Genomic DNA, 24,736 nt, shown 5'->3' with positions numbered 1-24,736 from the left:
TCACTTCAGCGCTGGTTTTGGTTTTTCAGGCGGTGTGCGGCATCCAGCAACAAGCGTTCTGTCGCGTTGAAGCCTAGGCATCCATCGGTAATGGAGACGCCGTATTGCAGCGATGGCTTCAGTGGTTGGCAACCTTCGAACAGGTGTGACTCGATCATCATGCCGATCAGCGAATGATCGCCCCGCAGGCGTTGCTCCAGCACATCGTTGAAGACGGCCGGTTGGCGCAGAGGGTCTTTACCGCTGTTGGCGTGACTGCAATCAACCATGATCCGGCTCGGGATTTTCAGTCGGGCGAGCTCGGCGCTGATTTTTTCGACGCTGTTTCGATCGTAATTAGGGCCCTGATGGCCACCACGCAGCACCAAGTGGGTGTCCGGGTTGCCGGTTGACTGAATGATTGCCGGATGACCTTGGCTGTCGACACCGAAATGCCTGTGTGGATGGGCTGCCGAACGCATTGCATCGACTGCGATGGCCACGCCACCGTCGGTACCATTTTTGAAGCCGACGGGCATGTTCAATCCGCTGGCCATCTCGCGGTGAATCTGGGATTCGGTTGTACGGGCGCCGATGGCAACCCAGCTCAACAGGTCATCGAAGTAACCGGCAGCCATGGGTTGCAGCAGTTCGGTAGCAACGGGGAGGCCCAGGTGGATCATTCCCAGCATCAGTTCACGGGACAGCGTCAGGCCGGCCGCCATGTCGTCACTGCCATCAAGGTGGGGGTCGTATGCCAGGCCTTTCCAGCCAACCGTCGTTCGCGGTTTTTCGACATAGGCGCGCATGACCAGCAGCATTTCATCACTGACTTGATCGGCGAGTCGGGCGAGTTTGCCGGCGTATTCGAGGGCGGATTTTGGGTCATGGATCGAGCAAGGACCAACGATCACCAGCAGGCGTGGATCTTGTCCATCGAGAATCGCCCGAACCGCCTGGCGGTGGGCGGAGACCTGCAGGGTCAGGGCATTGCTCAGGGGCAATTGCTGCTTGAGTTGCAGCGAACTCGGCAGACGTAGCGTCAGTGCCTCGTTGGCGCAGTTGAGGGTAGACAGTGGCAAAGCAGAAACGGAGGGGTTCATATTCGGTCTTCCTGGGCTGGAGGCGGGGGCTTCCCGCGCACTCGGCCCTACTGGGGTGTTCGACAATTGGCCGTATGGGCTGCGTGTGTGTGCTTGCCACCTGTGGGTGACCGATCGGAGGCGGCAGGCTGTCCCGAGCGGAGGCTGGTAAATCGCCAGGCGGAAAAAATGTCGTAACGGTAATAAGTGGCGTAGTTCATTGGGTGATTCCTCAAATTGTCTGGAGTGTTGCTAAAAAGTTTGGGCCTGAAAAAACAAAACCCCCGGTCGGGAGGCCGACCGGGGGTTGAGAATTCTCTGGTGGCGACCCGTTTTTATGGGCGCCGTGTGGGTATCAGGCGCGCCAGTGGCTAAACCAATACCCAAAATAAAAGCTGGCAGGAGCGCTAACGTTATTCATACGCGCAGCCGCATCCGAGCGCAGGGCGCTGTCGGTACGAAGCTGTGATTGGGCGTTGAACATGATCTGTCTCCGATGAATGCGCCGAGCTTACTAGAGGCCGATACGCCACAGCAATCAGAAAATGCTATGGCATGCGCATTAATCTGCCTATCGCTTGAGTGCTGCGCACGGTGTGACACACTCTGTGTTTTGCCTCTATCCCAAGGACGCATCATGTCGACGCTGACCATGGCCGCAGCCCAGTCAATTTCCATTGCCGGTGACCTTGCTGCCAATATCGATCGCCACCTGCGCTTTATCGAAGTGGCGGCGGAGCAGGGCGTTGAATTGGTGGTATTTCCGGAGTTGTCGCTGACCGGGTATGAGGGCGAGGTAGCCGCTGCATTGGCGATTGATCCGCAAGATGGCGTGCTGCAACCGCTACGCGATCTTGCTCGAGAGCTTGGTGTTACGGCTGTCGTGGGGATGCCGATTCGATTGACCCCGAGTTCAGCGGTGGTGATAGGCGCGTTGGTGCTAGGCGCAGACGGCTCGCTCACTGTTTACAGCAAGCAACACTTGCATGCGGGGGAGGAGCTGATTTTTGCGCCTGGAAACGGCGGGGCCAACGTGAAAATTGGTAGCGATACCGTCGCGCTGGCAGTCTGCGCGGACTTTTCCCACGCCAGCCACGCAGCGAACGCCCGCGCCCTAGGGGCCAACGTTTATGCTGCCGGGGTATTAATCGGAGAAGCAGGTTATGCGCCCGACACCGCACTGCTACAAGGCTACGCTCGCCGGCACTCAATGGCCGTACTGATGGCCAATCATGGCGGCCTTACCGGCGGCTGGCAGTCGGCAGGGCGCAGTGCGATCTGGTCCGAGGATGGTGCGCTGATTGTATCGGCCCCAGGCTCCGGAGATTGCCTGGTGGCCGCCCGCAGAATCGAAGGTGCATGGCAGGGTGAAGTACTTGCCGTAGTACGAGCGGTATGACATTTCAGCTGCGTCGCACATCGCCTGAGGATTTGGCATTCGCCAGGTCGCTCACCTGTCAGAACATGCTGCGTTATTACATTCAGCATGATTTGTTTTGGCAGGACGAAGCGTTTGATGTTGCGTGGTCTGGGCGAGAGAGTTGGTTGATTTGTCGCGATGAAGTGGCGATCGGTTTTTTCAGTCTCAGTCGCGATGCTCGTGCGTTGTATATCCGAGAACTGCAGATAGCTGAGGCGTTTCAGGGGCAGGGGGCAGGTTCCTGGGCAATTGATCAGGTTATCGAGATAGCCAGCAAGGAAAGACGTCCGGCACTGCGTCTCACGGTCTTTGAAAATAATCCGGCAAAAAATTTGTATCAGAGAAAAGGACTACAGCTTCAAGGTAAAGATGAGTGTTTCTTGCGCATGCAGCTCGATTTAAGAACACCTGTGCTCTGAAACCCACGGCTGGCAAGCTCTGAAAGATGAATTGAAACTTTTTAAATGCGGCTTTCTGCTAGGTCTGTCTGGCACTTTTTGCTAAGGTGTCCGGCATCCCAATAAGACCATATCGCGAGGTGTCTGCTTGATTAGGGTGCTAGTGGTCGATGACCATGATCTCGTTCGTACAGGCATTACACGTATGCTGGCCGATATCGATGGCCTGCAAGTGGTCGGCCAGGCCGAGTCCGGGGAAGAGTCCCTGATCAAGGCGCGTGAGTTGAAACCCGATGTCGTCCTGATGGATGTCAAGATGCCTGGCATCGGTGGCCTGGAAGCGACGCGCAAACTGTTGCGCAGTCATCCGGACATCAAAGTGGTTGCCGTGACGGTTTGTGAGGAAGACCCATTCCCTACGAGGTTGCTGCAGGCCGGAGCCGCCGGCTATCTGACCAAGGGCGCGGGGCTGCCGGAAATGGTTCAGGCCATTCGCCTGGTATTCGCTGGCCAGCGTTACATCAGTCCGCAGATTGCTCAACAGTTGGCAATCAAGTCCTTTCAACCGACCAACGATTCGCCGTTCGATGCCTTGTCCGAACGGGAGATTCAAATCGCCTTGATGATTGTCGGCTGTCAGAAAGTCCAGATAATTTCCGACAAGTTGTGCCTGTCCCCGAAAACCGTGAACACCTACCGCTACCGTATTTTCGAGAAGCTTTCGATCAGTAGCGATGTCGAGTTGACGCTTTTAGCGGTTCGCCATGGCATGGTCGATGCCAGCGCCTGATCATGACTGAAACATTTGATTCCGGCGCTTTTCTGTCGACTGTCAGTGGGCGCCCCGGCGTCTATCGGATGTTCGACAGCGATGCGCGTCTGCTGTACGTCGGCAAGGCCAAGAACCTCAAAAAACGCTTGGCCAGCTATTTCCGCAAGACCGGCCTGGCACCGAAAACCGCCGCATTGGTGGGGCGCATAGCGCAGGTCGAAACGACCATCACCGCCAACGAAACCGAAGCGCTGCTGCTAGAGCAAACGCTGATCAAGGAATGGCGCCCGCCGTACAACATTCTGTTGCGCGACGATAAATCCTACCCTTACGTCTTTCTGTCTGACGGCCAGTTTCCGCGTCTGAGCATCCATCGCGGGGCGAAAAAGGCCAAGGGCAAGTACTTTGGTCCATATCCGAGCGCCGGGGCCATTCGTGAAAGTCTCAGTTTGCTGCAAAAGACTTTTTTCGTTCGTCAGTGCGAAGACAGTTACTACAAGAACCGCACACGCCCGTGCCTGCAATATCAGATCAAGCGTTGCAAGGCGCCCTGTGTCGGTCTGGTCGAGCCTGAGGTTTATGCCGAGGATGTGCGGCACTCGGTGATGTTTCTCGAGGGGCGCAGCCATGCCCTGACCAATGAACTGTCCACGGCAATGGAGGAGGCGGCGATCAATCTCGAGTTCGAACGCGCCGCCGAGTTGCGTGATCAGATTGCATTGCTGCGTCGCGTGCAGGATCAGCAGAGCATGGAGGGCGGTACGGGTGATATCGATGTCATTGCAGCCTTCGTCAATCCGGGCGGCGCTTGCGTACATTTGATCAGTGTTCGTGGCGGACGCGTGCTGGGCAGCAAGAACTTCTTCCCGCAAGTGGGGATTGAAGAGGATGTCTCTGAAGTCATGGCGGCCTTCCTCGGCCAATACTTCATCAGCAGCCCGGAGCGCGATTTGCCAAGCGAATTGATCGTCAACGTGGTGCACGAAGACTTCCCGACGCTGATCGAGGCGATTCATGAATTGCGTGGCCGCGAACTGGCTATCAGTCATCGGGTGCGCGGGACGCGTGCGCGCTGGCAGCAACTGGCGGTCACCAACGCTGAACAGGCTTTGGGCGCGCGCCTGGCCAACCGTCAACACACCGCTGCGCGGTTTGACGCGTTGGCTGAAGTGCTGAACCTCGATGAGCCACCGCAGCGCCTGGAGTGTTACGACATCAGTCACTCCAGCGGCGAAGCGACAGTCGCCTCCTGCGTGGTATTTGGCCCGGAAGGCGCGATCAAATCGGATTACCGGCGGTATAACATCGAAGGTGTCACGGCAGGTGATGACTATGCCGCCATGCACCAGGCGTTGACACGACGCTTCAGCAAGCTGAAGGAAGGCGAGGGCAAGTTGCCGGACATTCTGTTGGTGGACGGTGGCAAGGGCCAGCTTTCGATGGCGCGTGACGTGCTCAATGAACTGGCCGTCCCCGATCTGATTCTGCTCGGGGTGGCGAAGGGTGCGACGCGAAAGGCGGGCTTCGAAACGTTGTATCTGAATGATGCAGCGCACGAGTTCACCTTGCGTGGTGATTCGCCGGCATTGCACCTGATTCAGCAGATCCGTGACGAAGCCCACCGTTTCGCAATCACGGGACACCGCGCCCGCCGTGGCAAAACCCGGCGAACCTCAACGCTGGAAGGCGTTGCGGGAGTCGGGCCGACACGGCGCCGCGACTTGCTAAAACATTTTGGTGGATTGCAGGAACTGTCTCGTGCAAGCATCGAAGAGATCGCCAAAGCCCCGGGGATCAGTAAAAAGCTCGCAGAGTCGATTTATGCGAACCTGCATAGCGAGTAGAATGCCCCCTCACCTCGTAGCCAGTTGTGCCGATGAATATCCCTAATCTGATTACCGTTCTACGCGTCCTGCTCATCCCGATCTTCATTTTGCTGTTCTATCTGCCTTACCAGTGGAGTTACATGGCCTCCGCCTCGGTGTTTGCCTTTGCGGCAGCGACGGACTGGCTGGATGGTTATCTGGCCCGCCGCCTGGAGCAGAGCACGCCGTTTGGCGCGTTCCTTGATCCGGTGGCCGACAAGCTCATGGTGGCAGTGGCGCTGGTGTTGCTGGTGCAAGAGCACGGCAATCTCTGGCTCACGTTGCCAGCCGCCGTGATCATCGGTCGTGAGATCGTGGTGTCGGCGTTGCGCGAATGGATGGCCGAACTCGGGGCTCGCGCCCATGTTGCTGTTTCCAACCTCGGCAAATGGAAAACCGCGGCGCAAATGCTTGCGCTGGTTATCCTGTTGGCCAATCCGCGGGACTTCAGTTTCTGGGTCGTTCTGGGTTATGCCTTGCTGATGGTGTCTGCAGGCCTGACGCTGTGGTCGATGGTTCAATACCTTCGCGCGGCCTGGCCGCATCTGAAGACTGATGTCGAAAAGAAATAAAACTTTTTTGAATCAAGGGGTTGACGGAGCTTCTTAATTCTATAGAATGCGCATCACCAAGCGGGAATAGCTCAGTTGGTAGAGCACGACCTTGCCAAGGTCGGGGTCGCGAGTTCGAGTCTCGTTTCCCGCTCCAAGTTTAAAACGCGTTTGTTGTTGTGCTACTGATAACAGACGTTTTGAGGCCGAGTAGCAAAATGGTTATGCAGTGGATTGCAAATCCACCTACGCCGGTTCGATTCCGACCTCGGCCTCCACTATAAACAAGCTCCGTAGATCCATGATTTACGGAGCTTTTTTATTTCCAGTGTGTCGAAAGATTTAGTCTTGAAAACGGCCATTGCGAACTTGCTTCAGCGGGAAGTGATGTATATATTTCCCGATCTGCTGCTCAAGCCTGCCTCCTGTCAGGTCGCGACTTGAGCAATGCAGCGGCAACACCGCGCTACCGCCCGAATGGCGAAACTGGTAGACGCATGGGACTTAAAATCCCCCGCTCGTAAGGGCGTGCCGGTTCGATTCCGGCTTCGGGCACCATCTTAAAATCAAGGGTTTGCGGGCGAAAGCTGATGCAAGCCCTTGTTTGTTTCCGGTCGGTTATTTTGATGTGGGTGCGCAATTCACTTGCTAGGCATTACTTTTTGCCTTTCGATCGTGGACGTACGGCTTGGTCGTATGTGCGCCGCATCAAAACTGTTTCACCCTCTCTACAGCTGATGCCAATCGCGCGTCATCTTTTGCCAGGATTAAGGCTGCATCAAGGATGAAAATATTATTCGCCGCGTCGTTAGCGCTGGTAACACTGGTTCAAACCTCATTGTCCTTCGGGGATACGGCCAATGGCAAAGCGCTCTATACACAGAGATGTGCCATGTGTCATGGAGCCGAGATTAAAGGAACCGGCCCGCTGGCCCATAAAAGCAATCCGCCTACGCCTGACCTGACCACTTCTGCCTTCAAGAAGCGATTCAGTGATTATCCAGGCGTTATCGTGTCATCGATCATACTTCGCCCCAATGGGGACTTGATCCCCAAAACGTTGCGAGAGAATGGTGTAAAGCTGGCGCCCCACGCTTGGACTGTTAATGATCTACGAGATCTGAATCAATACATGAGAGGCGTGATTGTTAAGTAGGTGAAGTTACGTAGAGAGCGCAGACTCGCGTGAACACGATCGGAAACGGACGAGTTAAAAATTGTCAGGGAACAACTAACGCAAATGGGCCGATTTTATCGGCCCATTTTTTATGCAGGTTTAAACGTACGCTTGCCGGGCAAAGCCACGAGGCAAGCGTTGCCGTCCGGCCATCGCGGCCAGCCGTTCAGTCCACTCCGCGCGCCAGTTGACGGCGTGGTGCGTGGTTTTTGCCTGACGGGCGACACGGCGTGCGTTGTTGCGTTGATCTTTTCGCGCTTGTTTGTAGGCATCGGTGTTGCGGCAGCTGCGGCATTTCACGCGATTGAGTTCGCGAGTGGCAGTGAGGTGTTTGCCTTTATGGCCACAGGCCAGATGCCCGTCGACGTTGAAATGGATAACCATGAACTGTCTCCTTCGTGACGTGTACAAAGTTATGACAACTGACAGCCATGACTGTTCGGCAGACGAACTATCGGCAAAAAAACACCCGCATGCGGGCGGGCGTTAAAGGTAGTCACTAAAGGAGTGAGTTCACTGTAAGCGCGCAGATGTGAGGATTGTGTGAAAAGAAACAGTTTGGCCAGGAAAGTCTGAAAGTGCCGCGCAATCGATCACTCGGCAACACTGCAATTGCCGTTCAGCGCCCCGCGAACCTTGCGGCGGGGCGATGGGTTGGTACCGTGATGATTATCTGAAGCGTGGCAGTGGCCGATCCACAGGTTTGAGCGCCGACAACGTGTTGCGAATCAGCGGGGCATCCTTCTCGATGTCGTTCAGCCGATCACGAATGCGCAGGGCTGTCGGATGGCCGCCTTGGTGATCGACCCAGTCGGCGATCTCCTTGCAAGCGGCTGCGAGGCGCGCCTGCCGGGCGTCGAGCAGGGTGAGGAGGGTGGTGATGGACTCTTTTTCGGACATGGAACACCTCCGTTCTATGAAACCGCTGAGCTGCAGCAAAAAGCCCGCGAGTGGCGAGCCTTGTGCCGTTGGGGCGCTGCTCCTTCAGCTGGTTTCAGTATAGACCCGGTTATGATCGGCATCAGCCGGAAACCTCGCGGGCCGGTATGGGCGAACTGACTGCATTGAGGCGCTGACATTCAAGCTGTGCGTCCTCCTGGGCGTCGTAGCCGTCGCCGATGAAACCGCCAGTGCGGGTGTCGCAGATGCGAAACCAGCCAATGGCTTCGGCTGGATCGTGCTGGCTTTCGCCGGCGCGCCGACCGTGAATAATGATCTTGTTGCAACGCTTCACGACGAAAATGTCTTCCATGGCGTCACCGCAGTTGATTCGTGTCAGATCAACTATAGAAGCCTGCGGCAATCGTGCAAAAAATAGACAGCTCAACTCGTCGGTTGCCAGTGCCAGCCGGCGGGGTGCCAAGTTAGCCAATGGCTGGGATGCAACGCCTGGAGAAACGCCAGATCGTGGGAAACGGCGACAATCGCGCCCGGAAATGTCTGCAAGGCTTGTTCAAATGCCTGTACCGAAGACAGATCAAGGTGATTGGTCGGTTCATCGAGCAACAGCAGTTGCGCCGGCGTCTGGCGCCATAACGCCAGGGCGAGAGCGGCTTTCAGGCGTTCACCGCCGCTGAGCAAGTCACAGGGTTGCGTCACGCGCTGTGCATTCAGTTGCAGCTGGGCCAGGAAACTGCGCAAGGTGCCTTGGTTGAGCGGTGTCTGCTGGGCCTGCAATTGTTCAACGATGCTGGTTTGGGCATCCAGTAGCTTCAGTTGCTGATCGAGAAACGCAAAAGGCACATGGGTGCTGCATTCACCGCTCACAGGTGCCAGTTCTGTAGCGAGCATTTTCAGCAGGGTCGACTTGCCACAGCCGTTCGGGCCACTGATAGCAATGCGCATCGGGCCGTGGATGTTCAGGTTCACGCGGCGGGTCAATGCATCCGCCGGCAGCCACGGCAAACAGGCGTCCACCAGCGTGCACACTTGGCGACCGCAGGGCACAACGCTGCCAGGCAGGTTGATCAACACTCCATCATCCGGCACGACTCGGGCGTATGCCTCGCGAACGCGCTCGTCCAGATCGGCTTTACGGGCCTGATGGCCGACTTTCATCTGGCCCATGATCTCCTTCGCGGCGGCTTTCATGGCCGACCGCTCCATGCTGGAGACGTTGGCCGTTTCGGCATTGCGTCGGCTGCCGGCGGCGTGACGCTGGATCGTGTCGTGCTCGCGTTGCAGACGCGCGCGGTGCCGCTGGCGCTCAATGCGTGCCTGATCGAACTGCGCCTGAGCCGCCGCCCGTTGGCGCTGGCGTTGTTCTACGAAATCCGCGTAACAGCCGCTGAACACCGTCGCGCCCAACGACGTGAGTTCGACGATCCTGCGCATGTGCTGCAGCAACTGCCGATCATGGCTGACCACAATCAGACCGCCGCGCCATTGTTCGAGCCTGCTCATCAGCCATTGCCGGCCGGCGCTGTCCAGATGATTGGTGGGCTCATCGAGTATCAGCAATTGCGCCTGGCTCAACAGTGCGCCAATCAGGGCGATCCGGGCCTGCTGACCGCCGCTGAGATGTTCCGTCAGATCCGTCGCATCGAGCTCACTGAGCCCGGCCTCGTCGAGAAGCTGGCGAAGGCGCTCAGCCAAGTCCCATTGCTCACCGATGGTGTCGAAATCGTCATCGGTGGCGCTACCGAGTTTCAGCCGTTGCAAGGCCGCTAGCACTGAAGCCGTGCCCGTCGCTTCGGCGATCGACTGGCCGGGCGTGGTGACGAATATCTGTGGGATATAACGCACTGCAACCGCTTGCACCACACTGCCCGCAGTAGGCTGCAGATGGCCGGCGATCAGCCGTGCAAGCACACTTTTGCCGGCACCGTTGCGCCCCACAATGGCGGTCGGCAAGTGATCGAACGTGAGATTCAGTGCGTCGAAAATCGTCTCGCCGTTGGCGAATTGAAAGCTCAATTGGTTCAGCGAGACGAGTGCAGGCGTACGCGAGACGTGAGTCATCGGCACCTCCAGAAAAATGTCGTGAAAACTGACACGCGCCGTTGACGGCGTGTCGCGAATGCATTTTTAAAGGGCCGGGTTGTTCACTTCTGCGGTCGTCCTGGGAGAGGGAAAGGTGGCTAGCCTAGAGGACGATGGGCAATCGATCAAGGCGTGTCTGTCATCTCGCTCATGCGTTCGAGAAACATTGCCAGCGCCACTTCCTCGGCACGCAAGCCTTTGCGAATGCGCGGTCGCGGTAATTCGGCGAGGGCGCCGAGCATGAATTTTTCCACCACGGCGGGGTGGATGTAGCACTTGCGACACACCGCAGGCGTATTGCCCAGCTGCTTGGCGACACCCTTGACCATCTCCACCACATGCCGCTTCGCTTCGGTCTCCGTCTCATGGCTCAGCTCTCGCAGCACCGCCAATGCGAGGGCGCTGCCGGCCCAGGTGCGGTAATCCTTGGCGGTGAAGTCGGCGCCGGTGAGCGTTTGCAGGTAGGCGTTGACGTCCGAAGAGCTGACTGTGTGTCGCTCACCGTTTTCATCCAGGTACTGAAACAGGTTTTGCCCGGGAATCTCCAGGCAGCGCTTAATGATGCGCGCCAGGCGCCGATCCTTGACGGTGATCTGGTGTTCGATGCCGCTTTTGCCGCGAAACTGGAACAGGATCGCACTGCCGTTGACTTCAACGTGGCGACTGCGCAGCGTGGTCAAGCCATAAGAGCGGTTGTCACGGGCGTACTGTGTATTGCCGACGCGAATGAGCGTGGCGTCGAGCAAGGTGATCACCGTGGCCATGACCTTGTCGCGACTGAACCCAGGTGCCTCCAGCAGCGTTTCCAGTTGCTTGCGCAGTTTTGGCAAGGCCAGCCCGAATTCACGCAGGCGCGAATACTTGTCAGCATCGCGCACTTCGCGCCAGCGCGAGTGATAGCGATATTGCTTGCGGCCACGGGCATCACGGCCGGTGGCTTGCAGATGGCCGCGCGGGTCGGGGCAGATCCACACATTGGTGTAAGCCGGCGGCACGGCGAGGGCGTTGATGCGTTTGATCTCGTCGGGGTCGGTGATGCGCTGGCCGGACGGCTCGAAGTAACTGAATTTGCCGCGCAGTTTCTTGCGGGTGATACCGGGCTGCGTGTCATCGACATAGTGCAGGTCGGATGGCAGTGCATCGATCAACTCGGTATCGGGCATGGAGGCTTCCTTCGATGGCGCGGTGGTCTGTAAAACGATTGACCGCGCGCCGTTGCCGTGGTGCCGAATGATTTACGCGAGTACGGCAACAGCCTTGATCTGCGCCCAGAGTTGCTGGCCCGGATGCACGCCCAACTGATCGCGGGAAAACCGTGTGATCCGCGCCAGCAACGGCGTCCCGCCGGCGTCGAGACGGATCAGCACATGCGCGGCGTTGTCCGCCGCCTGCTCGCTGACCACTGTGACCGGCAGGCGATTGAGGATGCTGCTGAGTTCGTTGTTTTGCAGAGTCAGACTGATGTCGCGCGCGTGTACCTTGCAGCGCAGGGCCTGGCCCACTGACATCGGTGCGTGCGTCACGCGGATGTTCATTGCGGTCGCGGGCAGTTGCAGGCTGAGCAATTGATAATCCGCGTCGTAGGCACTGACTTGCCCCTCGATGATCACGCCCGCGTCATCACCCATGGCCATCGGCAGGTCGAGGCGCGCAAGGGTTTCGCCGATCGGGCCACTGGCCAGCGCTTTGCCCTCGCTGAGCAACACCAGGTGATCGGCCAGACGGGCCACTTCGTCCTGTGCGTGGCTGACGTACAGCACCGGAATATCCAGTTCGTCGTGCAGGCGTTGCAGGTATGGGAGGATTTCGTTTTTGCGCTGGCTGTCGAGCGCGGCGAGGGGTTCGTCCATCAGCAGCAGTTTCGGACTGGTCAGCAAGGCGCGGGCGATGCCGACCCGCTGGCGTTCACCGCCGGACAAATGCTGCGGATGACGTTCAAGTAAATGGCCAATGCCGAGCAGTTCGGTGGCTTGCGCCATGTCGACGCGACGCTGGGATCTGGCAATGCGCTTGAGGCCGAATTGCAGATTGGCCAGCACGGACAAGTGTGGAAACAGGCTGGCTTCCTGAAACACATAACCCAGTGCGCGCTTGTGTGGCGGGACAAAAATGCCGTTATCGCTGTCCTGCCAGATTTCGTCGTTGATTTGCACGAAACCGTGTTCGGCGCGTTCAAGCCCGGCAATGCAACGCAGGCAAGTGGTCTTGCCTGAGCCGGAATGGCCGAACAGCGCGGAGACGCCGCGACCCGGCAAATGCAGGTCGACGTCGAGGTTGAAGCCGGAATAAGCCAGTTGCAGACGTGCATCGATCATCGATCAGCTCCAGCCAGCGCGAGTCTTGCGGCTGGAGTACAGCGCCAGCAACACCAGGAACGAAAACACCAACATCGCACCGGCCAGCCAGTGCGCTTGCGCGTATTCCATGGCTTCGACGTGATCGTAGATCTGCACCGAAACCACGCGAGTCTTGTCGGGGATGTTGCCGCCGATCATCAGCACGACGCCGAATTCACCGACGGTGTGCGCGAACCCGAGGATCGCCGCTGTCACAAACCCAGGCCGAGCGAGCGGCAGAATCACGCTGAAAAAAGTGTCCCATGGATTGGCGCGCAAGGTCGCGGCCACTTCCAGTGGGCGGGTGCCGATCGCCGAGAACGCGTTTTGCAACGGTTGCACCACAAACGGCATGGAATAGATCACCGAACCGATTACCAGCCCAGTGAAGCTGAACGTCAGGGTGCCCAGGCCCAGCCATTGAGTGAACTGGCCGAGAAAGCCATGCGGGCCCATCATCAACAGCAGGTAAAAGCCGATGACGGTCGGCGGCAGCACGAGGGGCAGGGCGACGATCGCCCCGATCGGGCCGCGCAACCAGGAACGGGTGCGCGCCAACCACAGGGCAATCGGAGTGCCGACCACCAGCAGGATCGCGGTGGTCAGGGACGCCAGTTTCAGGGTCAGCCAGATCGCCGCGAAATCGGCACTCGTCAGCGACATTTAGAGCTGATAGCCGTAAGACTTGATCACCGCAGCGGCTTTCGGGCCTTTGAGGTATTCAACCAGGGCCTTGGCAGCGGCGTTGTCTTTGCCTTTGTTGAGGATTACCGCGTCCTGTTTGATCGGGTCGTGCATGCTGGCCGGCACGATCCACGCCGAGCCGCTGGTGACTTTGCCATCCTTGAAGATCTGCGACAGAGCAACGAAGCCCAGCTCGGCGTTACCGGTGGAAACAAACTGGTAGGCCTGAGTGATGTTCTGGCCTTCAACGATTTTGGTTTTGGTTGCTTCGGTCAGCTTGAGCTTTTCCAGTACTTGGGTGGCAGCCAGACCGTATGGCGCCGCTTTTGGATTGGCGATAGACAGGTGCTGGTATTCGTTCTTTTTCAGAACTTCGCCTTTGGCGTCAACGTAACCTTCTTTCGCCGACCACAGCGCCAGGGTGCCGATGGCGTAAGTGAAGCGCGAGCCTTTGACGGTATCGCCTTCCTTCTCGAGTTTTTCCGGAGTGGTGTCGTCTGCCGAGAGGAACACTTCAAACGGCGCGCCGTTTTTGATCTGGGTGTAGAACTGACCGGTGGCGCCGTAGGCTGCGACCAGTTTGTGCCCGGTGTCTTTTTCGAAATCGGCGGCGATCGCCTGGATCGGTGCGGTGAAGTTGGCTGCGACAGCCACTTGCACTTCATCAGCCTGGGCGGCACCGACGGCAAACACCGCCAACAAGGTGGCCAGGCAGGTAGGGGCAAAACGTGAGGCACGAATGGTCATGTAACAGCTCCGTTGTTGGCGTGTGCAGAGGGCAGTTATTGTTGGAGGTGGACCGCCCGATGCGAGGGGTGAAATCGCTATATAGCGAAATATATAGCGAAATGCCGCTAAACGGAAAGTGTTGCTTTAAGCAATGCCAACAGGGGTGGCATCGCTCATCGTGATCGCTCTTGACCGTGAGTCAGTTTCTGCAGTCCACCCTCGGCCAATTGCCGGGTCAGCTCCGCGCTGCTGACATCGCGACCCAGCGTGAATGCCTGTCCGGCCCAGAGGTTGGCAAACTGCGATTCGTTTTTCGCCCGCAATGGCATCAACGCGCCTCCGGCCAACGGAAAGGCCGGTGCCGCCGGCGACATCGGGCCCAGCTCGCGCATCACGCGGTTGAGAATACCCCGCGCCGGGCGGCCGGTAAAAAGATTGGTGACGGCGGTTTCACTTTCTTTGGCAGAACGCAGAGCCTGGTGATGCGCGGCACTGACCTTCGCTTCTGGCGTAAACAGATAGGCCGTGCCCACTTGCACCGCAGCTGCGCCCAACATGAATGCTGCCGCGACACCCCGAGGATCAGCAATAGCCCCGGCGGCAATCACCGGCACACTCACGGCATCGACGACCTGCGGCAGCAGCGCAAACGTGCCAACCTGGCTGCTCAAATCTTCACTGAGAAACATCCCGCGATGACCGCCAGCCTCATAGCCCATGGCGATGACCGCATCACAACCGTTATGCTCCAGCCATACGGCTTCTTCGACAGTGGTGGCCGAGGACAGAATTTTCGCTCCCGTGGCCTTGACCCGATCGAGTAAGGATTGCTCCGGCAGACCGAAGTGGAAACTCACCACCTGCGGGCGAAACTCTTCCAGCACTTCGCATGCCGCCGCATCGAATGGCGCGCGGTTGGACACCGGCGTCGGCGCATCAAAATCGACGCCCAGTTCACGGTAGTAAGGTTCCAGCAGATTCTTCCAGTCCCGTGCGCGTTGCTCATCCGCCGCTGGAGGCTGATGGCAGAAGAAATTGACGTTGAACGGTTTGGTGGTGTGTTGACGAATGGTCTGCAGGGCTTCGCGCAATTGCTCGATGCTCAGCATCGCCGCCGGCATAGAGCCGAGGCCACCGGCGTTGCACACGGCGATCACCATGGATGCGTTCGTCGCACCGGCCATCGGCGCCTGAATGATCGGCAATTCGATGCCGAAAAGATCAAGAATGCGGGTATCGGGCCATTGGCTCATGACAGCGGTTCTCCGAACAACGAAACGGGCAGAGCCGGTTTTTTAACAGTAAAACCCGGCTCAGAGCCAGTTCGAAATTCAGAACCTGTTGTTCAGGTTTTCAGCGTCGGTGAAAACCGCCACCTCCACCGCCGCCAAACGAATGGTTCATGAATTGCGAAGAGTTGTGAAAGTTGTTGGTGCGCTGGTTACCAAAATTGCGTGCAGCGGATTCACGGTTGAGGTTCTGCAATTGCACATTGTTGTTGATCGGTGCTGTTCGTGTGTCGCCGCCCCCGACCATTGACTGCCAACCGTTGTCGGTCTTCTTGTACACGTTGCCATCGTGGCCGGCGTAAACGTTGTCACCGATGTGCGCGGCACCGCCGTTACGTCCATGGATACCGCCGAATTGCGTGGTGTTGCCGGTGTTCGGGTTGTAGACCGCGCCGCGATTGGCCGTCACTTGCGTACCGTTGCGCACATTGCCCGCAGTCACGCGGCCACCGGCGATCGCCCCACCGTTCGGGCCGACCACTTCACCGCTGCGCCCGGCGGCGTAGTTACCGGTGTAGACGTTGTGTACTGCGCCACGTTGCCCGGCAGCGGCGACCCCGGTGCGCGAGTTGTAGGAGGAACCGACCTGACCGGCCCAGCGATTGCCCGTCCAGGCGTTATAACCTGCGCCGTAGCGGCTGACAGTCGCTCGATCTCCCCACTGATGATAAATATTGCCGGTGGTACCTGCCCAGCCGCCGGGCCCCCAGGCCACTGCGCCACCGTGATAACCGTAAGCCGCGCCGCCCCACGCCAGCGGCGCGGGATACAAGTGCGGGCCCCAGGCGTAACCCCAGCCGTAATTGCCCCACCACGGATAGGCGCCCCATCCCCAACCCATCGCGACCGTGCTGCCGCCCCAGCTCCAGCCGAAACCGAAACCGAACGTCCAGCCTGTCCAGGGTGTGTAGCGGATGGCGACACCGAAGCCGTAAGTAACGGGCGGCCCATACCAGACGTTACCCACCCACGGCGTATACGGATAACCGGTGCCATAGACCACGACGCCGGTTGCCGGGTCCAGATTGGAACCCTGGTAACCGGGGGTGTAACCGACCACCACGGTGTCGCCGCTGGCCTCGTAGACTTTGACGTAGGTGAGGTAATGCATGGGCGAGCTTGGCGGAATCGAGTAGATCACTGCCGGCACGGCGCCGGCCACAACCCAGGGGCCGTTGACCGTGGTGGAGGTGAACCAGATACCGTTTTCCACCGCGTACCAACTGGCGTTGTCGACGCGGATAATCGGTGTGGCGCTGTTGACCACGTATTGCAATGGCGTGCTGTTGATGGCTTTGAGTTGTGGCTCGCCATCGAACTGTGGCGCGGTCATTTTCACAGCGCTTTTCTTGATTGCCGAAGTCTGCGGAATCGTCGCAGCAATGGCGGCTTCCTTGGCTTGCGGGGTGCCGGCTACCGAGGCTTTGACGTTCTCTTTCGGGCTGTCATCGGGAATGTTGGCGAAATCTGCAGGCAGTTTATCCGCCGGGGTAAACGTCCATGGTCCCTTCATGTCATTGGCGCGGAACCAGCGCCCGGAGATCAGCACGTAACTGTTCTGGTCGCCAATCTCCTTGAAGATGTGTCCGGTGGTGTTGCTCACGTACAACAGGCGGGTGCCCTGAATCGGCAACCATTGCGCGGCGCCATCGGTGACGAGCAGTTCGGTAGGTGTGGTGGCGAGAAAAATTTTCGGTTGCGGCGGTTTAGCCAGGCTGGGGACCTTGTCTTTGGGATCACTCTGACCGGTCAGCAAATCGACTTGCCGACTCTTGATAGCGGCCTGTTTGGCTTGCTCCAGATCAGCCGGTGGCGAGGGCAGGCGGGCGTAATCACCGTTCAACCGGTCGGCAACCATCCAGCCATCGAAGACATGCAGATAGTGTTTGCCTTGCGCATCCTTGAGCAGCAGCGGACGCGTGTTGATCACTCGCTGCAAGTCGGTGCCTTCGACAGGCCGATACGCCGCATCGCCGTCGATGTACACCAGTAGCGCCGGGACATCGGAACTGACGATGGTGGGCGGGGTATTTTCCAGTGGCGCGCTGTCGGCTTTCTGTTCTGCCGAGAGCACGCCGACGGCGGCTTCCAGTTGATCCAGCGAAATGGTTTTCTTGCGACTGTCGGCGTCTTTCTGCAGGGCCGCGAGCCAGGTCTGCGATTGACTGGCATCCGCCGGGAAATCCGCCTTGATGATCTTGTACTGGTCGAGCGCGACCCAGCGCGTGGCCTTGTCGACGAGTGTGTGGGCACTGAACTGGACGATACCGTAGGTGGACTTGCCATCGGCACCACTGGCTTCGACGGCGGCGCGCGCGTTCAGGGTGTAGCCATCCCAACTGTCGAGTTGCGGCTGGTACACCGTCAGTTTGGCCTTACCGCTGGTGATGACCTGAGGCCAAGCCGGCTCGCTCGGTGCCGCCTCGTTAGCCTTGCTGGCAGGCGCCGCCCAGGTATTGCCAGCGCTCAGCAGACCCACCATCAACATCATTAAAAGCGCACGCGGGTAAGACATTGTCAGCTCCATCGACAGACCGTTTGCCTGGGAAAAAACCGCGAATCCACGGTCGTCGAAAAAGCATAGTCGCCCGTCATGGAAATACCCGGTCGATTCGCGGATTGGCAGAAAGTCGAGTGTGGCAATGTGTTGCGATGTGGTATTTCAAGGCACGACATTCTGAAAATCCGTCCTGCGAGGCCATCATGTTCAATGCCATTGTGATCGACAAAGACGACAGCGGTTATCGCGCCAATCTTCAGCAACTCAATGACGATCAGTTGCCCGAAGGCGATGTAACGGTGCGCGTCGCCTACAGCACGCTGAATTTCAAGGATGGTCTGGCGATTACCGGCAGCAGCCCGGTGGTGCGCAAGTTTCCGATGGTGCCGGGGATCGATCTGGCCGGAACGGTCGAGGTCAGTTCGCACCCCGACTATAAAGTCGGCGACCACGTCCTGCTCAATGGTTGGGGAGTGGGCGAAAACCATTGGGGCGGGTTGGCACAGAAAGCCCGACTCAATGGCGACTGGTTGATCCCGTTGCCCAAAGCCTTTACCGCAGCGCAAGCGATGGCCATCGGCACCGCGGGTTATACGGCGATGCTGTGCATTCTGGCGCTGGAGCACAACGGCGTGACGCCGGATCAGGGCGAGGTGCTGGTCACGGGCGCCAATGGCGGGGTCGGCAGTTTCGCCATCGCGCTGCTCAGCCAGCTCGGCTATCGCGTGGTAGCGTCCACTGGCCGGGTCGCCGAGCATGAATACTTGCGGCAATTGGGCGCCAGCGAAATCATTGATCGCGCCACGTTGTCCGAGCCGGGCAAACCCTTGGCCAAAGAACGCTGGGCGGCGGTGATCGACTCTGTCGGCAGCCACACACTGGCGAATGCCTGCGCCAGTACACGCGCCGAAGGCACGGTTGCTGCGTGCGGTCTGGCCCAAGGCATGGATTTTCCGGCGTCCGTGGCGCCGTTCATTTTGCGTGGCGTTACGCTGGCCGGGGTTAATAGTGTCACCCAGCCCAAAGCGCGACGTTTGCACGCCTGGGATCGTTTAGCGAGGGATCTGGACTTCGCCTTGTTGTCATTGATCAGTCACGAAATCGCCTTGAGCGAAGCGATCGACGCAGCGCCAGAATTGCTCGCGGGACAGCTGCGCGGACGGGTTGTGGTAGACGTCAATCGCTGACACAGTAAGCGCCATCGCGGCGCTGCACAGCCGCACTCAATCAGCAGGGAGCAGATTTTTCGATGGACTTGAAACGACAGCAGATCGACGCGTTCACGGTCTCGGGTCTGCGTGTGCGCACGACCAATGCAGTAGAACCCAACCCTGAAACAGCGAACATTGGCCCGATGTGGGGTGAGTTTTTCACTAAGGGCTTGGCCGAGGGTATTCCCGGTAAACGCGCCGGTTCTCCGGTCTACGGCGTGTATTCGGCTTACGAGGCCGATGCCACGGGCGCATTCGATGTTACGGCGGGTGTTGCGGTGGACGAGCCTTCTGCGGATTTCCAGTCAGTCACCATTGAAGCAGGCGACTATCTGGTGTTCGAGGCGCAGGGGCCGCTGCCTGATGCAGTGATTGCCACCTGGGGCAAGATTTGGACCTTCTTCGAGGCCAACCCACAAATTCAACGACGCTTCGCGACTGATTTCGAAAGCTACACCGGCCCCGTGTCAGTCGCGGTCCATATCGGTATTCGCTAAGTCAGCTCGCGCTCAAGCAACTGGCGTTTACGCTCAACACCCCAGCGATAGCCGGACAGATTGCCGTCGCTGCGCACCACGCGATGGCAGGGGATCGCCACGGCCAGCCGGTTGGCGCCACACGCCTGGGCCACGGCACGCATGGACGTTGGGGCGCCGATGCGTTGAGCAATGTCAGCGTAACTGGCAGTGCTGCCAGCGGGAATTTCCCGCAGCGCCTGCCAAACGCGCTCCTGAAACGCCGTGCCACGAACATCCAGTGGCAAATCCAGGCCAATCGCCGGCGCTTCGACAAACCCCACGACCTTGGCAATCAACTGCTCAAAACCGTCATCGGCACCGATCAGATTCGCCTTGCGAAATTGATCCTGCAGATCGCAGACCAGTTGATGCGGATCATCGCCCAGCAGAATGGCGCACACCCCGCGTTCGCTTTGCGCGACCAGAATCGCCCCGAGCGAGCATTGGCCGACGGCGAAACGAATGTCGTTGTTTTGCCCGGCAGCGCGATAGTCGCCGGGTTTCATGCCCAGCACGTGATCGGCTGCCTCGTAGAAGCGGCTGTTGGAATTGAATCCCGCGTTATACAACGCATTGGTCACCGAGCCACCGTCAGCCAGGCGTTCGCGCACTTTGCGCGAGCGCTGGGCGGCGGCATAGCCTTTGGGTGTGAGGCCGGTCGCGGCTTTGAATATGCGGTGGAAGTGAAACGGGCTCAGTCCGGCGGTGTCGGCCAGTTGATTGAGCGTCGGCAACGTCTCGGCAGATTCGATCTGGCGGCAGGCCGTCGCTACAGTCGCGGCATGCTGCGCGGCGACTTCACTTTGATCCTTGCCGGCGCGCTTGCTCGGCCGGTAACCCGCTGCCTCGGCCTGTTCGGCGGTGTCGAAAAACTCGACATTCTGCGGCTTCGGCAAGCGTGCGAGGCTGCTTGGGCGGCAATAGATGCCGGTGGTTTTAACCGCATAGACAAACTGCCCGTCCGCTCGAGGATCCCGGGCAATCACGGCGGCCCAGCGTGGATCGTCTTCGATGTTAAGGGTGGTCGAAAGCGTTTTCATGAGCGGTAGTCCGTTGGCCTGTTTGATTCAGGTTAACCAGCGGCGCGGGCCGCAACACTCCGGGCCTTGCGGTCAAACTCTGCCGGCGATCCTTTTGTATTTATCCTGCAACGCGGAAGGTCAGGTTGATCCGCTGTTCGCCGAGGCGCGGGTGTCGACCTTGCTTGATCGGCAACACGCCATGGAAGCGCAAACGGTCAACGCCGCCCCAGATCACCATATCGCCATGCAGCAGCGCAATACGCTGGCTTTTGTCACTGCGATTGAAACCGCCAAACAGAAACATCGCCGGTAACCCGAGCGACAGCGAAACGATCGGTGCTGCGTAGGTCTTTTCGTCTTTGTCTTGATGCAATGACATCTTGGCGCCTGGGACATATCGGTTGATCAGGCAGGAATCGGCGTCGAACCCGGCAAAGCCTGCGCGTGCCGCCGCCGAATGGGCCAGCTCGGCAAACACCGGCGGCAACGCCGGCCACGGCAATCCGCTCAGCGGATCGACACTTGAATAGCGATAGCCAGTGCGATCAGTGATCCAGCCCAGCGCCCCACAACTGCTGGTGCCCACCGACATGCTGAAACCGCCCGGCGTCATCATGTGACGCAGGGGCGCTGCGAGGAGAATCGACTCGAGTGCGGGCAACAGTTGCTCGATCAACGGCAGGGCAAAACCGCGCAGCAGCCACGACTGCTCGCCAATTTGCTCGGCGCGAGGTTGCTGCTCGGGTTCGTGGTCGGCGAATAGATCGAAATTGCTCGGGTGCATGCTAGTCACAAAGCGTCGTGAAAGATGATGCCTAGGGTATGCCGATTGCCACTGTGCAGGCGACTGACGCCGTGACGCAGGGTCACCGATATTCGCCGTCGATTACACCTTGCGCCCCAGTGGCGAGCGAATAATGACGCAGCCGTGCTGATCCAACTGGTGTTCCAGGTTTGCCCAGCCGAGCGTTTCCAGCCGGGAAGGGGGCATCGACATGCTGACTCCTTGACTCAAGGTCGAGGCGGTCAGTCTGGGCTTGGCGTTGCGGCAGAACACTCCGCCGCTTGCGGTCGAACTCCCCGACGGGGTGTTACAGGGCTTTGCTGACGGCGATATCGCTGATGACGTCTTGCGAGTCATGGAGTTTGTCGAGCTCGGCCTTGGCTTCTGCTTCGGTGCCGTTTACCAGCTGCGCGAACTCGAAACGGCGCTCACCGTTGAGCTTGTACTTGATGACGTATTTGGTCGTTTGGGGCACGGTCATGCTTACCTGTCTGAATGGGCGGGGCGGCTCAGCTGAGTTTGGTGCTGGAGCGACGGATGATCTTGATCGAGTGGGTCAACGTCGGTTTGCGCGTAACGCTGATCGGGCGACGGTTGACGGTGTCGATGGTGATGTTCCAGAAACCGGTGCTCGGTGCAGTGATGCGCGCCGGAAACGTGTCGAAAGCGCCGCCGTGATAGGTGTGACGGCCGCCATTTTTAAAGCTGCGGAAATTGGCGTCGTTCATCAGACGGATGTTGCACATTTGCGAGCATTGGATGACGACGATGTCGTCTTCGTTGAGGTGCTCGCGCTGGTGAATAAATTTCATGGGCGCCTCCAGAAGGGCTTTTTCTACAAAATCAAAACGATAGCTTGTCGATTGGGCGCAGTTTATCAGCCCGCACGGGTTATTATCTGGCCGTCGGGCGTTGGTTTGACAATTTTGAACAGATATTCGCAATCGGATGCGGGTTAAATGCAGAAGGCCCCGGAGAAAAACGGCATTTGTGCTGTCGGACGGTCTTTAACGGAGGTTTTGTATGAAGTGGGGTGTGGTGTGTGTGCCGTTGATTCTGGCTATGGGTGGTTGCGCGAGTGTTTCCGAAATCAATGAAACACTGCCGACCATGAGTGTGATCTCCGGTAAGAAACCCCATGAATATGCGCAGTGCCTGGCCGAAAAGCTCGCGGACAGCCGTGGCGCGTTGCAGTTGCAGCCGCACAAGGACGGGGTTCGGGTAATCGTCCCGGGCAAACTGTCTTCCGGCCCGGCCGCGGTCTTTGATATCGAAGACCGCTCCGGCGGCAGCAGCATCAAGCTGCATGAGCGCATGTCCAACGTGCCAGTGCGCCCACGGGATGTGCGTAACGCTGCCAATGCCTGCATTTCTGGCTGATAGACTCTTCAGTTATCAGCATCGATGCCGTCACAGTCCTGCTGTGACGGCATTTTTCTTTATGGAGTCGCGATGAAGCGAGAGCAAGTACGGGAGCGCCACGTAGAGGGCCTGATCTCTGCCACCCATGTGATTCAAAATCCGGCGAATCCGGGGGAGTGGATCGTTTTTTTCAAGAAAAGCGCCGGGCGCAGTTACTTCCTGGTCGACGATAACGACGAAGTCGAATCCTTCAACCGGCTCGACGACTTGATCGAAGTCGTGCGCGGCCTAGGGATCAAGTTCGCCGAAATCCACATGTAACGGCTATTTGCAGACCACGACGACGCTGCGGTTTTTGTAATTGCCGACGTCGACGCCGAGGGTTTTGTCGCTTTCCTTGGGCTGCGGCGTGCCGTCAGTCCCGACGATGCGATACCCGGTACCGGCGCAGGAGGCGTCTGCCTTTTCGTAGCAGGTGGCCCAGGAGTTGGCCTCGCCCGAGCAATCGATGGACAGGCCCTGTTCGCCGTTGTTCAAGTAAGTGGTCTCTGAGGTCGCGCAGCCGCTCAGCGCCAGTACCGCAAGAAGGGGCAGCAATTTATTCATGTTCATGGTTATGTCGTCTTCAGCGTGGGGGACTAGACGCTCTGACAGCGCCGGTGTGAAAAGGTTATAGCGATTGGCCACTTGTTTGCACGCGCGTACAAAAAAGCCCTGCACATGGGCAGGGCTCGGGGCGTGTCGCCTTTGATCAGTCCTGATCTTTACCACGACGCTTCGCCGATGCAGGCGTGTCGGTAAACACCGATGCCACATCAGTCGCCATTTGCTCGCTGTCGAATGGGCCGGCGATGTGCTCGCCGTTGGTCGTGGTCAGCGTCCACTTGCCGTCTTTCTTGTCGATCACATACCCGTTGACGATTTTTACCGCGGCCATCTATCTGTCTCGTTCGCTGGTTCAAAGGCGCCATGATACCGGCAAATGCTCGCATTGGGGGGCGATGCGCGTATGGTGATGCAGTTTGGCGGCATCTTTGGGCTAAGCTGATTTCGCTGCCTGAGGGCGCCAACGGAACTATCGGCGAGAATATTTCTCTATGATGGCATCGGTTAGCCAGTGCGGGGCATTGTAAGGTGCACGCCGCCTGATTAGACTGCGCCGAAACTCGTACACACAGCCTTTTCAAGGACTTATATGATCAAGAAATGCTTGTTCCCAGCAGCCGGTTACGGTACTCGCTTCCTGCCAGCGACTAAAGCCATGCCCAAAGAAATGCTGCCGGTGGTAAACAAGCCACTGATCCAGTACGGCGTTGAAGAAGCTCTGGACGCTGGCCTGACTGAAATCTCCATCGTGACCGGTCGTGGCAAACGCGCGCTGGAAGACCACTTCGACATCAGCTACGAGCTGGAAAACCAGATCAAGGGCACCGACAAAGAGAAATACCTGGTCGGCATCCGCAAACTGCTCGACGAGTGCTCGTTCTCCTACACCCGTCAGACCGAAATGAAAGGCCTGGGCCACGCGATCCTGACCGGTCGTCCGCTGATCGGTGACGAACCGTTCGCCGTGGTACTGGCGGACGACCTATGCGTCAACCTCGACGGCGACGGCGTACTGACCCAAATGGTCAAGCTGTACAAGCAGTTCCGCTGCTCGATCATCGCCATCCAGGAAGTCGATCCAGAGGAAACCAGCAAGTACGGCGTAATCGCTGGCGAAATGATCCGCGACGACATCTATCGCGTACACAGCATGGTCGAGAAGCCAAAGCCGGAAGATGCGCCGTCGAACCTGGCGATCATCGGCCGTTACATCCTGACTCCGGACATCTTCGACCTGATCGAACAAACCGAGCCAGGCAAGGGCGGCGAAATCCAGATCACCGACGCCCTGATGAAACAAGCCCAGAACGGCTGCGTCATGGCCTACAAGTTCAAAGGCAAGCGTTTCGACTGCGGCGGTGCTGAAGGCTACATCGAAGCGACCAACTTCTGCTTCGAGAACTTTTACAAGACTGGCAAGGCTTACTAAGAGCGCTTGATTGGTTTGTAAGAAAAACCCGCTTCGGCGG

General features: G+C 58.5%; 28 protein-coding genes, 3 tRNA genes and 2 pseudogenes. 14 read left to right on the top strand and 19 right to left on the bottom strand.

The window, feature by feature from the left end:
• Positions 1–5: 5 nt before the first annotated feature.
• Positions 6–1,082, bottom strand: coding sequence for a 3-deoxy-7-phosphoheptulonate synthase (locus ACQ4MY_RS04335; RefSeq protein WP_440093941.1), 1,077 nt, complete (start codon positions 1,080–1,082; stop codon positions 6–8).
• A 616-nt stretch (positions 1,083–1,698) separates the two neighbouring features.
• Between ACQ4MY_RS04335 and ACQ4MY_RS04330 the strand changes: the two genes are divergently transcribed.
• From ACQ4MY_RS04330 to ACQ4MY_RS04290, 9 genes are all read left to right on the top strand, one after another.
• Positions 1,699–2,460: a carbon-nitrogen hydrolase family protein gene (locus tag ACQ4MY_RS04330; protein ID WP_440093939.1), complete on the top strand. Its 762-nt coding sequence runs from the start codon at positions 1,699–1,701 to the stop codon at positions 2,458–2,460.
• Positions 2,457–2,900, top strand: coding sequence for a GNAT family N-acetyltransferase (locus ACQ4MY_RS04325; protein WP_440093937.1), 444 nt, complete (start codon positions 2,457–2,459; stop codon positions 2,898–2,900). The genes ACQ4MY_RS04330 and ACQ4MY_RS04325 overlap by 4 nt, the downstream gene beginning before the upstream one ends.
• Positions 2,901–3,027: 127 nt before the next feature.
• Positions 3,028–3,669, top strand: coding sequence for a response regulator transcription factor GacA (gene gacA / locus ACQ4MY_RS04320; RefSeq protein ID WP_024012761.1), 642 nt, complete (start codon positions 3,028–3,030; stop codon positions 3,667–3,669).
• A gap of 2 nt (positions 3,670–3,671) precedes the next feature.
• Positions 3,672–5,495: an excinuclease ABC subunit UvrC gene (gene uvrC / locus ACQ4MY_RS04315; RefSeq protein WP_008080158.1), complete on the top strand. Its 1,824-nt coding sequence runs from the start codon at positions 3,672–3,674 to the stop codon at positions 5,493–5,495.
• A gap of 32 nt (positions 5,496–5,527) precedes the next feature.
• Positions 5,528–6,088 (top strand): CDP-diacylglycerol--glycerol-3-phosphate 3-phosphatidyltransferase, encoded by a 561-nt coding sequence (pgsA, locus tag ACQ4MY_RS04310; RefSeq protein WP_008080159.1) that lies wholly within the window; start codon positions 5,528–5,530, stop codon positions 6,086–6,088.
• Between the two features lie 60 nt (positions 6,089–6,148).
• Positions 6,149–6,224: transfer RNA gene (locus ACQ4MY_RS04305), tRNA-Gly, on the top strand.
• A 47-nt stretch (positions 6,225–6,271) separates the two neighbouring features.
• A tRNA-Cys gene (locus tag ACQ4MY_RS04300) sits at positions 6,272–6,345 on the top strand.
• A 193-nt stretch (positions 6,346–6,538) separates the two neighbouring features.
• A tRNA-Leu gene (locus tag ACQ4MY_RS04295) sits at positions 6,539–6,625 on the top strand.
• Positions 6,626–6,851: 226 nt separating this feature from the next.
• Entirely contained in the window at positions 6,852–7,223 is a 372-nt protein-coding gene (locus ACQ4MY_RS04290) for a c-type cytochrome (protein WP_440093934.1), read from the top strand.
• Positions 7,224–7,343: 120 nt separating this feature from the next.
• Here ACQ4MY_RS04290 and ACQ4MY_RS04285 read toward each other — a convergent pair whose 3' ends face one another.
• The 11 genes and pseudogenes from ACQ4MY_RS04285 to ACQ4MY_RS04235 form a co-directional block, all read right to left on the bottom strand.
• Positions 7,344–7,628 (bottom strand): hypothetical protein, encoded by a 285-nt coding sequence (locus tag ACQ4MY_RS04285; protein ID WP_440093932.1) that lies wholly within the window; start codon positions 7,626–7,628, stop codon positions 7,344–7,346.
• 285 nt (positions 7,629–7,913) lie between these two features.
• Positions 7,914–8,144 (bottom strand): hypothetical protein, encoded by a 231-nt coding sequence (locus ACQ4MY_RS04280; protein ID WP_008082703.1) that lies wholly within the window; start codon positions 8,142–8,144, stop codon positions 7,914–7,916.
• A 121-nt stretch (positions 8,145–8,265) separates the two neighbouring features.
• On the bottom strand, positions 8,266–8,496 hold the full coding sequence (locus ACQ4MY_RS04275) for a hypothetical protein (RefSeq protein WP_008082702.1): 231 nt from the start codon (positions 8,494–8,496) through the stop codon (positions 8,266–8,268).
• A gap of 71 nt (positions 8,497–8,567) precedes the next feature.
• Entirely contained in the window at positions 8,568–9,089 is a 522-nt protein-coding gene (locus tag ACQ4MY_RS04270) for an ATP-binding cassette domain-containing protein (protein WP_440094265.1), read from the bottom strand.
• Between the two features lie 648 nt (positions 9,090–9,737).
• Positions 9,738–10,091 (bottom strand): annotated as a pseudogene (locus ACQ4MY_RS04265) (ATP-binding cassette domain-containing protein); the annotation flags it as partial.
• Positions 10,092–10,351: 260 nt separating this feature from the next.
• On the bottom strand, positions 10,352–11,389 hold the full coding sequence (locus tag ACQ4MY_RS04260; RefSeq protein WP_008082700.1) for a DNA topoisomerase IB: 1,038 nt from the start codon (positions 11,387–11,389) through the stop codon (positions 10,352–10,354).
• Positions 11,390–11,461: 72 nt separating this feature from the next.
• The gene (modC, locus tag ACQ4MY_RS04255; protein WP_440093929.1) at positions 11,462–12,541 is read right to left on the bottom strand and encodes a molybdenum ABC transporter ATP-binding protein; all 1,080 of its coding nucleotides are present in this window, start codon (positions 12,539–12,541) and stop codon (positions 11,462–11,464) included.
• Positions 12,542–12,544: 3 nt separating this feature from the next.
• Positions 12,545–13,225: a molybdate ABC transporter permease subunit gene (gene modB, locus ACQ4MY_RS04250; protein ID WP_440093927.1), complete on the bottom strand. Its 681-nt coding sequence runs from the start codon at positions 13,223–13,225 to the stop codon at positions 12,545–12,547.
• Complete coding sequence (gene modA, locus ACQ4MY_RS04245) at positions 13,226–13,993, bottom strand: molybdate ABC transporter substrate-binding protein (RefSeq protein WP_008082689.1); 768 nt, start codon at positions 13,991–13,993, stop codon at positions 13,226–13,228. It abuts the gene before it with no gap.
• A 155-nt stretch (positions 13,994–14,148) separates the two neighbouring features.
• Positions 14,149–15,228: an NAD(P)H-dependent flavin oxidoreductase gene (locus ACQ4MY_RS04240; protein ID WP_440093925.1), complete on the bottom strand. Its 1,080-nt coding sequence runs from the start codon at positions 15,226–15,228 to the stop codon at positions 14,149–14,151.
• A gap of 100 nt (positions 15,229–15,328) precedes the next feature.
• Positions 15,329–17,779: an autotransporter gene (locus ACQ4MY_RS04235; protein WP_440093923.1), complete on the bottom strand. Its 2,451-nt coding sequence runs from the start codon at positions 17,777–17,779 to the stop codon at positions 15,329–15,331.
• Positions 17,780–17,967: 188 nt separating this feature from the next.
• Between ACQ4MY_RS04235 and acuI the strand changes: the two genes are divergently transcribed.
• Both acuI and ACQ4MY_RS04225 read left to right on the top strand, forming a co-directional pair.
• Positions 17,968–18,951, top strand: a complete 984-nt coding sequence (gene acuI / locus ACQ4MY_RS04230) for an acrylyl-CoA reductase (NADPH) (protein ID WP_440093921.1) — start codon at positions 17,968–17,970, stop codon at positions 18,949–18,951.
• 62 nt (positions 18,952–19,013) lie between these two features.
• Positions 19,014–19,472 carry a GyrI-like domain-containing protein gene (locus tag ACQ4MY_RS04225; protein WP_440093919.1) on the top strand — a complete coding sequence of 153 codons (459 nt, stop codon included), beginning with the start codon at positions 19,014–19,016 and terminating at the stop codon, positions 19,470–19,472.
• Here the strand turns inward: ACQ4MY_RS04225 and ada are convergent.
• The 5 genes and pseudogenes from ada to ACQ4MY_RS04200 all read right to left on the bottom strand — a co-directional run bounded on the left by ada (position 19,469) and on the right by ACQ4MY_RS04200 (position 22,111).
• Positions 19,469–20,533 (bottom strand): bifunctional DNA-binding transcriptional regulator/O6-methylguanine-DNA methyltransferase Ada, encoded by a 1,065-nt coding sequence (gene ada / locus ACQ4MY_RS04220; protein WP_440093917.1) that lies wholly within the window; start codon positions 20,531–20,533, stop codon positions 19,469–19,471. The genes ACQ4MY_RS04225 and ada overlap by 4 nt on opposite strands.
• A 100-nt stretch (positions 20,534–20,633) precedes the next feature.
• Positions 20,634–21,299, bottom strand: a complete 666-nt coding sequence (gene alkB / locus ACQ4MY_RS04215) for a DNA oxidative demethylase AlkB (RefSeq protein WP_440094264.1) — start codon at positions 21,297–21,299, stop codon at positions 20,634–20,636.
• Positions 21,300–21,304: 5 nt separating this feature from the next.
• Positions 21,305–21,385: pseudogene (locus tag ACQ4MY_RS04210) on the bottom strand (2OG-Fe(II) oxygenase); the annotation flags it as partial.
• A gap of 221 nt (positions 21,386–21,606) precedes the next feature.
• Positions 21,607–21,780, bottom strand: a complete 174-nt coding sequence (locus ACQ4MY_RS04205; protein ID WP_440093915.1) for a hypothetical protein — start codon at positions 21,778–21,780, stop codon at positions 21,607–21,609.
• Between the two features lie 28 nt (positions 21,781–21,808).
• Positions 21,809–22,111: a DUF1883 domain-containing protein gene (locus ACQ4MY_RS04200; protein ID WP_016984992.1), complete on the bottom strand. Its 303-nt coding sequence runs from the start codon at positions 22,109–22,111 to the stop codon at positions 21,809–21,811.
• A gap of 211 nt (positions 22,112–22,322) precedes the next feature.
• On the opposite strand from ACQ4MY_RS04200, the gene ACQ4MY_RS04195 reads away from it, so the two are divergent.
• Together ACQ4MY_RS04195 and ACQ4MY_RS04190 are read left to right on the top strand one after the other, a co-directional pair.
• On the top strand, positions 22,323–22,679 hold the full coding sequence (locus ACQ4MY_RS04195) for a hypothetical protein (protein WP_008082674.1): 357 nt from the start codon (positions 22,323–22,325) through the stop codon (positions 22,677–22,679).
• Positions 22,680–22,751: 72 nt separating this feature from the next.
• Complete coding sequence (locus tag ACQ4MY_RS04190) at positions 22,752–22,982, top strand: hypothetical protein (RefSeq protein ID WP_008082673.1); 231 nt, start codon at positions 22,752–22,754, stop codon at positions 22,980–22,982.
• Positions 22,983–22,985: 3 nt separating this feature from the next.
• Here the strand turns inward: ACQ4MY_RS04190 and ACQ4MY_RS04185 are convergent, their stop codons facing one another.
• Both ACQ4MY_RS04185 and ACQ4MY_RS04180 read right to left on the bottom strand, forming a co-directional pair.
• A complete protein-coding gene (locus ACQ4MY_RS04185; protein WP_045123167.1) occupies positions 22,986–23,267 on the bottom strand; it encodes a hypothetical protein in 282 nt (93 codons plus the stop codon).
• Between the two features lie 145 nt (positions 23,268–23,412).
• A complete protein-coding gene (locus ACQ4MY_RS04180; RefSeq protein ID WP_008082671.1) occupies positions 23,413–23,598 on the bottom strand; it encodes a hypothetical protein in 186 nt (61 codons plus the stop codon).
• A 258-nt stretch (positions 23,599–23,856) separates the two neighbouring features.
• Between ACQ4MY_RS04180 and galU the strand changes: the two genes are divergently transcribed.
• Positions 23,857–24,696: a UTP--glucose-1-phosphate uridylyltransferase GalU gene (gene galU / locus ACQ4MY_RS04175; protein WP_008082670.1), complete on the top strand. Its 840-nt coding sequence runs from the start codon at positions 23,857–23,859 to the stop codon at positions 24,694–24,696.
• The last annotated feature ends 40 nt before the right edge of the window (positions 24,697–24,736 follow it).

The organism is Pseudomonas sp. SM4 (assembly GCF_051913165.1).
Taxonomy (GTDB): domain Bacteria; phylum Pseudomonadota; class Gammaproteobacteria; order Pseudomonadales; family Pseudomonadaceae; genus Aquipseudomonas.
This window is presented reverse-complemented; position numbering and strand designations above follow the sequence as displayed.